Here is a 13,127-nt window from a genome sequence, read left to right as displayed (position 1 = left end):
CGCGGAGCCCTCGCCGCCGACCCCGCCCTGACCCCCTTTCGTCCCGGCGTGTGGCGCGAGGCGGGGCGGGCGCTGGAGCGGGGGCACCCCCAGCCGGAGGCCGTGCTGCGGACGCTGCACCCTGGCTGGGAGCCGGGGCCGTGGCGGGTGGGCGACGCGCTGGTGCTGCTGGAAACGGCCTTCCCGGGGACGGAGACCGGGGCCAGCGGGTATGCTGCCCCCTGATGACCTCTCCCGAAGAGTCCAGCGCTCCGGCCGGGGCCGGGGGCCGCGCCGCCGTCCGGCTTCTCCAGGGCTACCTGTGGCACCCCGAGAGCCTGGACGTGGACCTCGAACAGTTCCTGACCCACGAGCTTGACGACGCGCACGTGCTGTGGGACGCCATGCAGCCGCCCTTCGCCTTTTTCGAGAACGGCGAGCCGACCGCCTCCCAGACCTTCTACCAGTTCACCGTGCTGCGCCTCTACGACGAGAAGCCGGATGCGGACGCCCTGCACGCCCACGCCGAGGCCGCCAGCCACGCCCTGAACCCGCTGCTGGACGCGACGCCCCCCGGTGTGGGCTGGCAACTGTGGGAGGACCTGCGCGAGCTATGACCGCCGAGCGCCGAGGCCCCGACTGGCTCGACCTGCGGGTGGAGGGCGACCCCCACCCCCGCCGCTTCGACTCGCCCGGGACCCTGCGCGGCTACCTCGTGCGGGTCGAGCGCCTGTCCGCCGAGGCCGCCGACCTGCTGTTGGAGGCGGGCGAGGTCGGCCCCCCCCATGCCCGCCGGGGCTACCGGATAGAGCGGCTGCGCCCATGACCGAGCCGCCTGCCGTAGAAGGCCCCGTCGTCGCCCTGCCGGTCTATGCCGGGGTCAGCGAGCTGGAGCTGGGCATCATGGTGGCCGTCTGCCGCCTGTGCGGGGGCGAGGGCCGGGTCCGCACGGTGAGCCGCTCGCGGGCGAGCATCGTGACCGCCGGGGGGCTGGTGAGTACTCCGCACGTCCTGTACGCCGCGCTGCCCGAACCTGCCGCCCTGCTGATTCCCGGCGGTCCCGGCGCGGCGAAGGCGGCCCGTGACCCCCTGCTGCGCGAGTTTCTGGCCGGGCACGCGGCGCTGCCCACCGGAGCGAGCGGCAGCGGCCTGCTGCTTCCCGGTGCGGCGGGCACCCTGGCGGGCCGGGTGGTGGGCGGCCCCGCCGACCTCGCGGACACGCTCTGGGGCTACAGCCCCGCCGACGTGCGCCCCGGCGAGGTGGTCACCGACGGTCTCCTCACGACGACCCCCTCCGGCCTGCCTGCCCTGCATGCCGCCCTCGCCGTGGCCGCCCACGTCTGGGGCGAGGCCGCCGCGCGGGAGGCCGCCGACCGCCTCGGCCACACCTGACGGTGGGTGGGGGAGAGGTCCGCGAGGACGTGATCCTGCCGCAGCCGCCCGACAAGGCGACCCTCGCGGCCCTGCTGGGAGTGCCGGGCGGGGCTCACCTGAGCGCCGAGCGCGGCCAGGACGCGGCGGGCCGCTCCCGCGTGGTGATTGCAGTCACCCCGCCTCGCCCCGGAAGTCGTCGCCCGGACCCGGCAGAACCTGCTGGGGGCGTGCCTGGCGCGGGGCTGCCGGCCTTCGTCGTCTGACTGGCGGCGCCTGCCTTCCATTCCTCCGGCCCCCACTGCGCTAGCCTGCCTTCCATGCTGGAGCGTCCCCGTCGCCTGCGCCGCAGCGCTGGCCTGCGTGCCCTGACCCGCGAGATCAGCCTCGCCCCACGGCACTTCATCCACCCCATCTTCGTCCACGAGGAAGACACCGAGACGCCCATCGCCACCATGCCCGGCGTGAGCCGCCACAGCGTCACGGGCGCGGTCGCCCAGGCGCGGGAGGCGCTGGAACTGGGCGTCCTGAGCGTGATCCTCTTCGGCATCCCCTCCCAGAAAGACCCCCAGGGCAGCGGCGCCTACGCCGAGGGCGGCGTGATTCAGCGGGCGGCGGCGGCGATCAAGGCCGGGGTGCCGGACGTGACCGTGGTCGCCGACACCTGCCTGTGCGAGTACACCGACCACGGCCACTGCGGGCCGCTGTGCCAGACGGGGGAGGGCGACTGGACGGTGGACAACGACGCTGCGCTGGAGCTGCTGGCCCGCACCGCCGTCTCGCAGGCCCGCGCCGGGGCGGACGTGGTGGCCCCCAGCGCGATGATGGACGGACAGGTCGGGGCGATCCGGGCGGCGCTGGATGCGGCGGGCTTTGACCACATCCCCGTCATGGCCTACGCGGTCAAGTACGCCAGCGCCTACTACGGTCCCTTTCGCGACGCGGCGGGGAGTGCCCCCAGCGTGGGCAACCGGGCCTCCTACCAGATGGACCCGGCGGGCGGCGAGCGCGAGGCCCTGCGGGAAGCCCGGCTGGACGTGGGGGAGGGCGCCGACTTCCTGATGGTCAAGCCCGCGCTGGCCTACCTCGACATGCTGCGGGCGCTGCGCGAGCACTTTGACCTGCCGCTCGTCGCCTACAACGTCAGCGGCGAATACTCGCTGATCAAGGCCGCCGCCCAGGCCGGATACATGGACGAGCGCCGCACCGTGCTGGAGACCCTCACCGGGATGCGCCGCGCCGGGGCCGACGCGATCATCACCTATCACGCGCTGGACGCCGCCCGCTGGCTCCGGGACTCAGGAGACGCATGACGAGTGCCCTTTCGCCGCTGCGGGTGGACTGGGTGGACACGGGCCTGTGGCCGGGGCGCCTGGGCCTCACCATCGCGCCCGGCAAGAAGGGCGAGAGCCTGTATCAGCCGGGCGTGACCCACGAACGCGACCTGGACGCCGACCTGTCCCGGCTCGCGCAGGAGGGGGCCACCGTCATCGCCCCCCTGCTCGAAGACCACGAGTTCGAGCTGCTGGGCATCCCCGACTACCACGAGCGGGTCGCGGAGCGTGGACTGACGCTGGTGGGCTGCGCGATCCGCGACGTGGATGTGCCGCGTGACCTGGGCACCTTCAATTCCTTTCTCGACGAGCTGATGGAGCACCTGCTGGATGGCCGCGCCGTCGCCCTGCACTGCCGGGGCGGGCTGGGCCGAGCGGGACTGGTCGCCGCCTGCCTGCTCGTCCGGGCGGGGATGCCGCCGGGGCAGGCCACCCTCCGCGTGCGCGGGGCCCGCCGGGGCGCCATCGAGACGGACGCGCAGGTCCGCTTCGTCCACGAGTTCGCCGAGCTGTAGGTCCGGTGTGGCGGGCGTCACCAACCGCCCGCTGCTCCGGACTACGCTGAAGGCATGAAACAACTTGCTGCAGTGGCCCTCGCCGCGCTGCTGGCCTCGTGTGCGCCCGCGTTCACGGCGGCGCCGCCGGGCCGCGTCGTCAACGCCGCCACCGGGCAGGAGGGGACAGTCACGTTCGCGCCGGGCAGCCTGCGCCCTGGCCTCCCCGCGACAGGAGCCGACAACGTGGCCCTCAGCATCGGCGGGCAGACCTACATGGGCCGGGCGACGGTGCTGGACGGAAGTCTGGCCGACGCGTCCGCGCCCCTCTCCCTGAGCGTGGCGGTGGGGGGCACGGCGGGCACGGGCGGCACGACCTTCGGCTGGGGCGCCCGCCTCGGCCCCGCCCCGCAGCCCCAGGGCACCCTGCGGGCGGGCAGCCTGATCGCCCGCACCGCTGGCCCCGGTGCTGCTGGAACTGGCCCCCGGACCCTGACCTGCACCCTGACCGTGGACGACGCGGGGCGCGGCTTCGGGGAATGCCGGGACGAGGCCGGGGTGCGGTACGTGCTGCAGTTCTGAGGAAGCGGTCAGGCATCAGGAAACAGCCAGCAGTCAAAAGGAGGAGCGGAGGCTTTGGCCCCTGCTCCTTCCTCATGACGACGGATCGCTGAAAGCTGACTGCCGCTTACGCCTGCTGGTACATCACCGCCCGCTTGACTTCCTCGATGATGGTGGTGATCGGGATGTCGCGGGGGCACGCCTCGGTGCAGTTGTAGGCGGTGCGGCAGCGCCAGACGCCGGTGTTCTGGTTCATGATGTTCAGCCGCTGGTGGGTGGCCTCGTCGCGGCTGTCGAAGATGAAGCGGTGCGCCTGCACGATGGCCGCCGGGCCGAGGTACGCGCCGTTGACCCAGAAGATCGGGCAGGAGGTGGTGCAGCAGGCGCACAGGATGCAGTTGCTGGAATGCGCCATACGCTCGGCGAGTTCCGGCGACTGCAACCGCTCCCCGGCGGGCGGCGGCGACTCGTTGATGAAGTAGGGCATGATCGCCCGGTACGAGTCGAAGAAGGGGTCCATGTCGACCAGCAGGTCTTTTTCGACCTTCAGTCCGCGAATGGGCTCGACGGTCAGGGTGCCGCCGTCTTTCACCACGTCGCGCAGCAGCACCTTGCAGGCCAGACGGTTGCGGCCCGCGATCATCATCGCGTCGCTGCCGCAGATGCCGTGCCCGCACGAGCGCCGGAAGGTCAGCGTCGGCTCGACGTACCACTTGACGTAATTCAGCACGTCCAGCACGCGGTCGCTGGCCTGCGCCTCCACCGGGTAGGTTTCCCAGTGGGGCTTTTTGTCCGTCTCGGGGTTGAAGCGCAGAATCTTGACATTCACGCGCATGGGGGGCGTGGTGTGGGTATCGAGGGGAATGTGCTGTTCTGCCATGTCTGTTCCTCTGTGAGGCGTGTGGCTGGTCGCGTGGAGCTGGTGTGGAGGCTGAAAGCCCGAGCCTGAAGCCGCAGCCTCCGCACGCCACAGGCGATGGGCCACACGCCCCCTAGTACACGCGGGCTTTGGGCTCGAAGGCGTGGGTGTAACCCCTCAGGGCCACGTCCTTGTAGCCGATCAACACGTCGCCGGGCTTGTTGAGGTTCTTGTAGGCCATGGTGTGCTTGAGCCAGTTGGCGTCGTCGCGCTCGTGGTAGTCCTCGCGGTCGTGGGCGCCGCGCGACTCGGTGCGGTTGAGCGCACTGGCGGTCATGGCCTCCGCACAGTCGAGCATAAAACCGAGTTCCATCGCCTCGATCAGCTCACTGTTGTAGCGGCGGCTGGGGTCCGAGACGCTGACGTGGCGGTAGCGGTCCTGAAGGTCCCGGATGATCTCGACCTGCCGCGCCATGTCGGGGCCGTTGCGGAAGATGCCCACGTTGTTCATCATCGACTCCTGCAGCTCGCGCCGGATCACGGCGGCATTTTCCTTGCCGCTCGCCGACCGCAAGGCTTCCAGGGTCGCCACGCTCTCGCGCTCGGGGTCAGCGGGCATGTCCGCGTACTCGACCTGCCGGGCGTACTGCGCGGCGGCCGTGCCCGCGCGGCGCCCGAACACGATCAGGTCGCCGAGGCTGTTGGTCCCCAGGCGGTTGGCCCCGTGCAGCGACACGCACGCCTGCTCGCCCGCCGCGTACAGCCCTTCCACGCTGCCGCCCGCGCCGTCGGTCAGGCACAGTCCGTTGATATCGGTCGGAATCCCGCCCATCGCGTAGTGCGCTGTGGGCTGAATCGCCACGAGGTCCTTGACCGGGTCCTGGCCCAGGTAGGTCCGCGCCAGATCGGTGATCTCCGCGAGCTTGCCCTCGATCACCTCGCGCGGGAGGTGCGTCAGGTCGATGTGCACGGCGTCCTTGTCTGCGCCGACGCCCCGCCCCTCGCGGATCTCGGTGATGATCGAGCGCGAGACGATGTCGCGCGGCGCGAGGTCCTTGATGGTGGGCGCGTAGCGTTCCATGAAGCGCTCGCCGTCCGCGTTGCGCAGGATGCCGCCCTCGCCGCGAATGCCTTCCGTGACCAGAATCCCCAGCTTGGCGAGGCCGGTGGGATGGAACTGGTAGAACTCCATGTCCTCCAGCGGCAGGCCCTTGCGGTAGTAGATGCTCATCAGGTCGCCCGTCAGCGTCAGCGCGTTGGACGTGATCTTGAAGATGCGCCCGTAGCCGCCCGCCGCCAGCACGACGGCCTTGGCGTGGAAGGTGTGGATCTCTCCGGTCGCGTAGTGGTGGGCCACCAGCCCGCGGCAGCGCCCCTCCTCGATGATCAGGTCGGTGACGTGGAACTCGTTGTAGAAATTGGTCCCCTCCTTGACGTTCTGCTGGTAGAGCGTCTGGAGGATCATGTGCCCGGTGCGGTCCTGCGCGTAGCAGCTGCGCTCGACCGCCGCCTTGCCGAAGTCGCGGGTGTGGCCGCCGAACTTGCGCTGGGCGATCTTGCCTTCCGGCGTGCGCGAGAAGGGCAGGCCCATGTGCTCGAGTTCGTACACCGCGTCGATGATGTCCTTGGCGAACACCTCGGCGGCGTCCTGATCGGTCAGGTAGTCGCCCCCCTTGATGGTGTCGAACATGTGCCATTCCCAGTGGTCTTCCTGCACGTTCCCCAGCGCCGCGCCGATGCCCCCCTGCGCGGCCCCGGTGTGCGAGCGGGTCGGGTACAGCTTGGTGATGCAGGCGACCGAGGCGCCCCCCTTGGCGGCGTAGAGGGCGGCCATCAGTCCGGCGCCGCCCGCCCCCACCACCAGTACGTCGAAACGATGGTGCATTAGTCCGTCCTTTGAGCCTTGTCAGCCTTGAGCCTGTGAGCTGCTAGATGGAGAACAGTCCGACGGTGCCCAGCGTGAAGATCACCGCGCACACCGTGTAGAAGATGGTCTTGACCCACGCCCGGTTGGGCCGCGAGCGCACGTAGTCCTCGATGGAATACCGCGCCCCGTTGACCCCGTGCAGCATGGTCAGCGCCAGGATGGTCCAGTCGTAGAACTTCCAGGCCGGATTTTGCAGCTTGGCGACGACCGCCGTGTAGGTGGCGTCGGACTCGCTGACCTGAATAAAGGTCATGTAGATGTGCCCCAGCACCAGAAAGACCAGAATCAGGCCGCTGATGCGCATGAAGATCCACCAGTTCAGCTCGGCGTTGGAATGCGACTGCTGCCGGGCGTCGGTGAAGGTGCGTGCCCGGATCATCAGTAGCCCCCCACGATGCGCGGGATATTCACCCAGGCAGTGTAGGCTGTCGCCAGCAGCGTCAGGACCATCACGCCGTACCACATCTGGCGCTGGTAAGCCACGCCGCGCCCGGTGAAGTCCATCACCATGATGCGCAGGCCGTTGAACGCGTGGTAGACCACCCCGGCAGTCACCAGGATCAGCCCGACCCGGAAGGGCCACAGGTCGTACCAGTGGTGAACCGTCATATACGCTTCCTCGCCGAACATGATCAGGCTGATGCTGACCACGTGCAGCAGGAAGTAAGCCAGAATTGCCAGCCCCGACAGGCGGTGAAGCAGCCACGCCCACTGCCCTTCTCTTCCTCGGTACATTCCCTCAGTCCTCCTCTTCCTCGTGCCTCTCCTGCGCTCCTCATGACGGGACGGGGGACGGCCGCGGCGTGCCCGGCGGTCCCCGTGTGACCTGCCCCGCACCGGGGGAAGGGCCGCGCCGTTGCAGACAGGCCACACGATACCACCGCCCAGGGAAGCTTTTTCGCGGCCCTGCCCATGTCGCCTGCGGATGCCTGCCCACTCTAGAGCAGCCTTGCCGCCCCAGGCTGATTCCGACCCCACAGTCTGCCGGGCTCCTGCCTCCGCCCCACCCGGGCTCGCCGCGACCGGACTCGCCAGGCCCTGCCCCGACGCGCTAGGGTGCCCCCATGACGCGGCCTAGCGTGCAACCCACTCCGCCCGCCCCTTCCGAGGTCGAATACGTCCGCAAGCTCTCGCTGGCGATTCTCAGCACGCTGCAGGCCAAGGGGCTGCTGAGTGCCGACGAGGTCGATGCCATCCTGATCGCCGCCCGCCGCGCGGCCCAGGGGGTGTCCGCCGCTGCCCCGGCCCCGGCTGCCCCCCGCCTAGGGGCGGCCCCGGTCATGCAGGTGACGGTCCAGCCCACCACGGCCCTGGCCTTCCACTCCCATGCCCGCATGCCCCAGGCTGAACCCGGCGCGGAGGCCGCTGCGCCGGAGACTGCCCCGGACACGCCGCAGGAGAGTGCCCCCGCCGCTGGCGCCGCTTCGCCCGAGCTGGAGGAGCAGCCCATCCCGGACGAGCCGCAGGCGACCGAGCCCCCCGAGCCGCTCACCGTCGAGGCGCCCTCCCAGCCCACCGCACTCGGGCCGGACGTGGTGGAGGAAGACGGCGCAGTTCTCGCCGCCGCTCTGGACATGGAGACCCCGGACGAGCCGGAAACCCAGGCGGCCGAGGCTCCCAGCGCCACCGAGAGGCCGGACGCCCGCCCCGTGACCCCGGAGGCACCCGAGGTCGAGCCGCCCGCCCAGACCATCGTCATCGGGCCGGATGAGGTGGCGGAGACGACCGAGCCGCCCGCGCCGGTGCTCGCCGACGACCTTGTGCTGGACGGCCCCGCCGGGGCCAAACCCACCGAGAAGCCCAGGCCCTCCGTGCCGACCTTCGACCTCAAGCTGGACTGAGACGGACTCCGAGCGAATCGCTGACGCAGTGATTCCATCCGAGCAGAGTGAGGGGAAGCGACACGGGTTCACCGGTGCGGTCCCGATGTGTTCACGCAATGGACGGACCCCGTATGAGGGACGAAACCATCGCAAAAAGCCAGAGAGGTGGGACCTTCCCCACCTCTCTTCGCTGAACCTGTCTCAGAGTTTCAGGGTCAGAACTCGACCGTCTCGTTGGTGCCCAGATCGGTCGCGGGCTTGCCGGTCACGGCGGCGCGGGCCATCTGGAGCATGTTCTTGAGCTTGCCGTCGCTGCCCCAGTACTCGCCGCCCTGGGCCCCGATCTTGATCAGCTGCACGCTGGGATCGTCGATGCCGCCGGGGAAGTACGCCTTGTAAAAGTCGCTCCACAGTTCCTCGAGCTTGGCGCGGTTTTCCACGAGTTCCGCCCGCCCGCTGATGCTGACGTAGTTGCCGCCGCTGTGGTCGGCGTAGCTGACGTTCACGTTGGGCCGGACCATCATGCTCTGCACCTGCCCGGTGTCCTTGCCGCCGATAAACCACACGTCGCCGTCGAACTCGGTCTGCTGGGTGGTCATCGGGTGGGCCTGCAGGTGGCCGTCTTCGGTCTCGACGGTCAGCATGGCGAACTTGACGCCCTTGATGACGGCGGCCATCGCCTTGATCGTTTCCTCGCGGGTGGGGTGGTCGCTCTGTTGGCTCATGGGGGCACCTTGGCACACCGCCCGCCCCGCTTTGTAGGGCCAGTGGCACCGTCTCAAGATTGGGTTCAGGCGGCCCTCTCATGCACCCGGTCGGGCACGTTCCGCACCAGGACCACCCCCGCCACGAAGAACAGTGCGGCGAGGCCGAAGACCAGCGTATAGCCCAGGTTGCCGCCCTGCGCGTTGCCCCAGTCCAGCAGGGCGCCCTGCGGAGCACTGGACAGCTGCGGCGCGACAAAGGCCACGTGCCAGATGCCCATGTCGCGGGCGTAGCTTCCGGCGCTCGGCATGGCGTCGCTGCCCAGCGCCCAGTCCACGCTGGTAAAGGCCCCGAAGCCCAGACCGAAGACCACGGCCAGGGCCAGCGCCGCCGGGAACCCAGGCGCGACCAGCAGCAGCAGCGCCGCCGCCGCCATCAGGCTGCCCGCCACGTAGATCACGGGTTTGCGCCCCACCCGGTCGCTCATCCGCCCGCCCACGAGTGCCGAGGCGATGCTCCCCAGGATGATGCAGGCCAGCATGACCGAGGTACTGGTGCCCGCGTCTGGCTGCCGCAGCACGTCCGTGTTGTAGTACTGCAAGAAGGGCTGCACGCTGTACTGCCCCAGCGCGAACAGCACCCGCGTGACGAACACCCAGAAAAAGGGCGCGTAGGCGAAGAGCTGCGCCCAGCTCAGCCGGGGTGCCTCGGCTGCCCCCTCCACCCGGTCGAGGTGCGCGGGCACGCCCCGCAGGGTGACGAGCGCCGGGCCCAGCAGGAAGACGGCGATCAGCGCGAACGACGCCCAAGACGGCAGCCCCAGCGCCCCCAGCCCGAAGGCGGCGACCGCCCCCAGCAGTTGCCCGAACGCCTGAAGCATCGCCATCACGCCGCTGTAGCGCCCGCGCTCGCGCACCGCGACGAGTTGCGGAATCAGGGCGCTGTAGGGCGCGGTGGCGTAGTTGTTGCCGAACTGCACCAGCAAGAAGCCCGCCACGTAGACCCAGAAGCCCCCCACACCCGCCAGCGCGGTGGCCGCGAAGCCCATCACCGCCAGCCCCGCCAGATTGACCGCCAGCCCCAGCCGGATATAGGGCAGCCGCCGCCCGGTGCGGTCGCTGCGTGCCCCCACGATGGGCGGCAGCACCAGCCCGATCACCGCGCCCACCGCCACCAGCAGGCCCAGGTAGGTGCCCTTCTGGTCCTCGCCCACGAAGCGCACCACGTCGGCGGGCATCAGGATCAGCAGCAGCAGCAGCCAGTGAAAGGCCGTGCCGAACCAGAAGGCCGACAGTGCCCAGGGGCTCACCGGGGTGGAAGCGGGCGGACGCACGGACGGCTGGGTTGTGGTCATGTGGGGCCGAGTATAGGCCGGGCCTTTACCCGCCATTTACCCGCCTGCTGGGGTGTGTGGCGAACAGCAGTTGGGGCCGGGGCGGGCGCGGCAGACTGCCCGCATGACCGCTCCTGTGAACCTCCAAGAAGCCCTCGCCGCCTTCCGCGCCGCCTTCACCTACGAGCACCCGGAGGGCCTGCGGATCACCCCGCAGGTTGCCGGAGACGAACTGCGCGTCGAGGTCCGGCATCAGGACGTGGACGCCCTGCGCGGCTTCGACGTCGTGGCCCAGCCGCTCGAAACCGAGGAGCGCGGCGCCCAGCAGCTCGGCGAGGACATCGCCCGCGTCGTCGAGCAGGAGCTGACGTACGGCCAGCTTCCCGTGGTAGGCGAGGACGGGGCCTTCCGCCGCATCGTCGTCTGATTGCCCCCCGTGACAGAGGGGCCGCCCGCAGCGACGTGGGCGGCCCTCTCTGGTCCTGGGGTCGGAGGCTCGCGACTCTTACAGCGGTTTCCGCAGCGTGGCGAACACCAGCCCGAAGAGCCAGCACAGCAGGATCAGGCCGATCAGGGAGGCGTCGAGGTTGAAGTCGGGCCGCAGGGCGTCGCCCGTCACCTTGAACACGCCGTAGGGGGCCAGCCAGCCCAGCGCATAGACCGAGGTCCGGCGCAGGAAGGGCCGGGTGCTCGCCGCGACCGGAAAGAGGCGGGCGGGCAGCAGCATGGCGGGCAGCAGCAGCAGTTGCGCGAGCCAGAACCACAGCGGGATGTTGCCGAAACCGTGTTCAAATCCGGCGAACAGCACGTTGAGGGCCGCGATCAGGAGGCCCGTCACGATCATGGAGCGCAGGAGCAGGGGATTCACCCGCGCATGTTGGCACAGGCGTCCGGTCCGGGGGGGGCGGGGCACCGGCTCCCGGCCTTGCCGCGTCCCCGGTCTGCCCGCCATCATGGCTGGATGACCTACCCCTCGCCCGATCCCCTCCACGGCGTCACCCTCAAGGAGATCGTGGAGCGCCTCGCCGGACACTACGGCTGGGCGGAACTCGCCCGTCAGGTGCCCGTGCGCTGCTTTCAGAACGACCCGTCGGTGACCTCCAGCCTGAAGTTCCTGCGCCGCACGCCGTGGGCGCGGGCGAAGGTGGAGGCGCTGTACCTGGCCCTGGTACGCGACGAGCGGGAGACGTGAGCCGTCCTAGAGCATTTGCCATAAGAATGGGGTGGGTTTCCGCATGCNTGGAGGCGCTGTACCTGGCCCTGGTACGCGACGAGCGGGAGACGTGAGCCGTCCTAGAGCATTTGCCATAAGAATGGGGTGGGTTTCCGCATGCGTTGGCCGAGCAGAGCGAGCGAATGGGACAGGAACATGGGGCAGAATGGAGGCACCTGGGGCGCCGTTCCCCGGGGGCCGTCATTCTGCCCCATGCTCTAGCGTCCGGTGGGGCGCCCGCTCAGCGTGACCCGTGTCCGCGGTCCCGGCAGGCGCTCGGCCACGTACTGAAGCTGCTCGGTGCCCCGGTTCAGCAGCGCGGCGAACTCGTCGGCGTCGCGGTAGAGGCCCTCCGGCCCGCCCTGGGGGACGTAGCCGCCCGCCTCCAGCGCCGCGACCAGCACGCGGGGGCGCCAGCCGGGCAGCACGTACTGCTCGACCCGCGCAAAGCCCGAGCGCACCTCCTCGCGGTACGAACGGCTCTCGGGGCAGGCCGGGGTGGCCCCGGCGGGCAGGGGAGAGACGCCCCACACCCGGCCCGGCTCCGCGATGCAGTACAGCGGCCCCCGCCAGCGGCGCTCGCCCACCTGCCAGACCCCCACCCCGGCCAGCAGCGCGAGAGCCGGGAGCAGCAGCCACCCGCGCCGCATGCCTTACGCCTGACTGGTGATAAAGGGCAGGTTGCGGTCGAACTGCGAGCGGTCGAGGCCGTAGCCGTAGACGAAGGCGTCGGGGATGGTGAAGCCCAGGTACTCCACGGGCACCTCCACCCGGCGGCGGCTGGGTTTGCTGAGCAGGGCGGCGACCTTGAGGCTGGCCGGGCCGCGCCCCTGCAGGTAGTGCAGCAGGTAATTCATGGTGATGCCGGTGTCCACGATGTCCTCGACCAGCACGACGTGCCGCCCGCTGAGGGGGAATTGCAGGTCCTTGACGAGCTTGACCTCGCCGCTGGACTGCTTGGCGTCCCCGTAGGAGCTGGCCTGAAGAAAGTCGATGGTGCAGGGCATGCCGATGGCCCGCACGAGGTCGGCGTGGAACAGAAAAGCGCCGTTGAGGACGCAGATCAGGTGCGGGTCCTTGCCCGCGTAGTCCTGCCGGAGGCGGGCCCCGAGTTCCTGAATGCGGGCCTGAAGTTGCTCCTGCGTGATCTGCACGGGGCCGTTGCCGGGGGCGAGGCTCATATGAGGCTCAGGCTAACACGGGGCTCACCCGGCGGGGCGCCCGGCGGTGGGGGTGTGGCGGCGAGGAACGCGGGGGCCGCCGCCCTATACTCCCGCCCATATGACCGCCGCGCCGCTGCCCACGTCCACCTCCATTCCCGGCGTCCTGGGGCGCATCGTGCGCGAGCGGGGGGCGGACTATGCGGAGGCCGATCCAGCGCTGGGGCCAGAGCGGACGCGGGCGCGGGCCTTTCACGCGGTCCTCACCCGCCCCGGCCTCTCCCTGATTGCGGAGGTCAAGCGGGCCAGCCCCAGCCAGGGGGCCATCGCGCCGCTGGACCCCGCCGAGGCCGCCCGCGCCTACGTCT

Annotated in this window: 20 protein-coding genes and 1 pseudogene; 12 read left to right on the top strand and 9 right to left on the bottom strand. The window is 70.3% G+C overall.

From position 1 onward, the window contains the following. The 8 genes from QOL99_RS09565 to QOL99_RS09530 form a co-directional block, all read left to right on the top strand. Positions 1-225, top strand: a 225-nt coding sequence (locus tag QOL99_RS09565; RefSeq protein ID WP_285523331.1) for a hypothetical protein, incomplete at its 5' end; no start/stop codon positions are given. Next, a complete protein-coding gene (locus QOL99_RS09560) occupies positions 225-596 on the top strand; it encodes a DUF3208 domain-containing protein (RefSeq protein ID WP_285523329.1) in 372 nt (123 codons plus the stop codon). The genes QOL99_RS09565 and QOL99_RS09560, both read left to right, overlap by 1 nt. Continuing rightward, positions 593-805 carry a hypothetical protein gene (locus tag QOL99_RS09555; RefSeq protein WP_285523327.1) on the top strand — a complete coding sequence of 71 codons (213 nt, stop codon included), beginning with the start codon at positions 593-595 and terminating at the stop codon, positions 803-805. The genes QOL99_RS09560 and QOL99_RS09555 overlap by 4 nt, the downstream gene beginning before the upstream one ends. After that, a complete protein-coding gene (locus QOL99_RS09550) occupies positions 802-1,371 on the top strand; it encodes a type 1 glutamine amidotransferase family protein (RefSeq protein WP_285523325.1) in 570 nt (189 codons plus the stop codon). Before QOL99_RS09555 ends, QOL99_RS09550 begins: the two co-directional genes overlap by 4 nt. A gap of 29 nt (positions 1,372-1,400) precedes the next feature. Then, the gene (locus QOL99_RS09545) at positions 1,401-1,616 is read left to right on the top strand and encodes a hypothetical protein (RefSeq protein WP_285523323.1); all 216 of its coding nucleotides are present in this window, start codon (positions 1,401-1,403) and stop codon (positions 1,614-1,616) included. Between the two features lie 54 nt (positions 1,617-1,670). Next, positions 1,671-2,663, top strand: coding sequence for a porphobilinogen synthase (gene hemB / locus QOL99_RS09540; RefSeq protein ID WP_285523321.1), 993 nt, complete (start codon positions 1,671-1,673; stop codon positions 2,661-2,663). Further along, positions 2,660-3,199, top strand: coding sequence for a cyclin-dependent kinase inhibitor 3 family protein (locus QOL99_RS09535; RefSeq protein ID WP_285523318.1), 540 nt, complete (start codon positions 2,660-2,662; stop codon positions 3,197-3,199). Before hemB ends, QOL99_RS09535 begins: the two co-directional genes overlap by 4 nt. A 54-nt stretch (positions 3,200-3,253) precedes the next feature. Further along, positions 3,254-3,760 (top strand): hypothetical protein, encoded by a 507-nt coding sequence (locus QOL99_RS09530; protein WP_285523316.1) that lies wholly within the window; start codon positions 3,254-3,256, stop codon positions 3,758-3,760. Between the two features lie 106 nt (positions 3,761-3,866). Here the strand turns inward: QOL99_RS09530 and QOL99_RS09525 are convergent, their stop codons facing one another. The 4 genes from QOL99_RS09525 to sdhC all read right to left on the bottom strand — a co-directional run bounded on the left by QOL99_RS09525 (position 3,867) and on the right by sdhC (position 7,362). Beyond that, positions 3,867-4,619 (bottom strand): succinate dehydrogenase iron-sulfur subunit, encoded by a 753-nt coding sequence (locus QOL99_RS09525; RefSeq protein WP_285523314.1) that lies wholly within the window; start codon positions 4,617-4,619, stop codon positions 3,867-3,869. Positions 4,620-4,731: 112 nt separating this feature from the next. Further along, a complete protein-coding gene (sdhA, locus tag QOL99_RS09520) occupies positions 4,732-6,483 on the bottom strand; it encodes a succinate dehydrogenase flavoprotein subunit (RefSeq protein WP_285523312.1) in 1,752 nt (583 codons plus the stop codon). Positions 6,484-6,526: 43 nt separating this feature from the next. Further along, complete coding sequence (locus QOL99_RS09515; protein ID WP_285523310.1) at positions 6,527-6,904, bottom strand: succinate dehydrogenase hydrophobic membrane anchor subunit; 378 nt, start codon at positions 6,902-6,904, stop codon at positions 6,527-6,529. Then, complete coding sequence (sdhC, locus tag QOL99_RS09510) at positions 6,904-7,362, bottom strand: succinate dehydrogenase, cytochrome b556 subunit (protein ID WP_285523334.1); 459 nt, start codon at positions 7,360-7,362, stop codon at positions 6,904-6,906. The genes QOL99_RS09515 and sdhC overlap by 1 nt, the downstream gene beginning before the upstream one ends. A 227-nt stretch (positions 7,363-7,589) precedes the next feature. Between sdhC and QOL99_RS09505 the strand changes: the two genes are divergently transcribed. Next, complete coding sequence (locus QOL99_RS09505) at positions 7,590-8,366, top strand: hypothetical protein (RefSeq protein WP_285523308.1); 777 nt, start codon at positions 7,590-7,592, stop codon at positions 8,364-8,366. A 197-nt stretch (positions 8,367-8,563) separates the two neighbouring features. Here the strand turns inward: QOL99_RS09505 and QOL99_RS09500 are convergent, their stop codons facing one another. Next, positions 8,564-9,073: a pyridoxamine 5'-phosphate oxidase family protein gene (locus QOL99_RS09500; RefSeq protein ID WP_285523306.1), complete on the bottom strand. Its 510-nt coding sequence runs from the start codon at positions 9,071-9,073 to the stop codon at positions 8,564-8,566. 65 nt (positions 9,074-9,138) lie between these two features. After that, positions 9,139-10,407 (bottom strand): MFS transporter, encoded by a 1,269-nt coding sequence (locus QOL99_RS09495; protein ID WP_285523304.1) that lies wholly within the window; start codon positions 10,405-10,407, stop codon positions 9,139-9,141. Positions 10,408-10,510: 103 nt separating this feature from the next. On the opposite strand from QOL99_RS09495, the gene QOL99_RS09490 reads away from it, so the two are divergent. After that, positions 10,511-10,813 carry a hypothetical protein gene (locus QOL99_RS09490; protein ID WP_285523302.1) on the top strand — a complete coding sequence of 101 codons (303 nt, stop codon included), beginning with the start codon at positions 10,511-10,513 and terminating at the stop codon, positions 10,811-10,813. A 78-nt stretch (positions 10,814-10,891) separates the two neighbouring features. Here the strand turns inward: QOL99_RS09490 and QOL99_RS09485 are convergent, their stop codons facing one another. Further along, positions 10,892-11,254 carry a hypothetical protein gene (locus QOL99_RS09485; protein WP_285523300.1) on the bottom strand — a complete coding sequence of 121 codons (363 nt, stop codon included), beginning with the start codon at positions 11,252-11,254 and terminating at the stop codon, positions 10,892-10,894. Positions 11,255-11,347: 93 nt separating this feature from the next. Between QOL99_RS09485 and QOL99_RS09480 the strand changes: the two genes are divergently transcribed. Continuing rightward, complete coding sequence (locus QOL99_RS09480; protein WP_285523298.1) at positions 11,348-11,578, top strand: VF530 family protein; 231 nt, start codon at positions 11,348-11,350, stop codon at positions 11,576-11,578. Between the two features lie 239 nt (positions 11,579-11,817). Here the strand turns inward: QOL99_RS09480 and QOL99_RS09475 are convergent, their stop codons facing one another. Further along, complete coding sequence (locus tag QOL99_RS09475; RefSeq protein WP_285523296.1) at positions 11,818-12,249, bottom strand: hypothetical protein; 432 nt, start codon at positions 12,247-12,249, stop codon at positions 11,818-11,820. A gap of 3 nt (positions 12,250-12,252) precedes the next feature. Next, complete coding sequence (gene hpt / locus QOL99_RS09470; RefSeq protein WP_285523294.1) at positions 12,253-12,780, bottom strand: hypoxanthine phosphoribosyltransferase; 528 nt, start codon at positions 12,778-12,780, stop codon at positions 12,253-12,255. Between the two features lie 100 nt (positions 12,781-12,880). Between hpt and QOL99_RS09465 the strand changes: the two are divergent. Then, a pseudogene (locus QOL99_RS09465) lies at positions 12,881-13,127 on the top strand (indole-3-glycerol phosphate synthase TrpC); the annotation flags it as partial.

Origin of the sequence: Deinococcus rhizophilus (assembly GCF_030271215.1) — a bacterium.
Taxonomy (GTDB): domain Bacteria; phylum Deinococcota; class Deinococci; order Deinococcales; family Deinococcaceae; genus Deinococcus; species Deinococcus rhizophilus.
The sequence above is the reverse complement of the archived record's forward strand: the minus strand, read 5'-3'. Positions and strand labels throughout refer to the sequence as shown.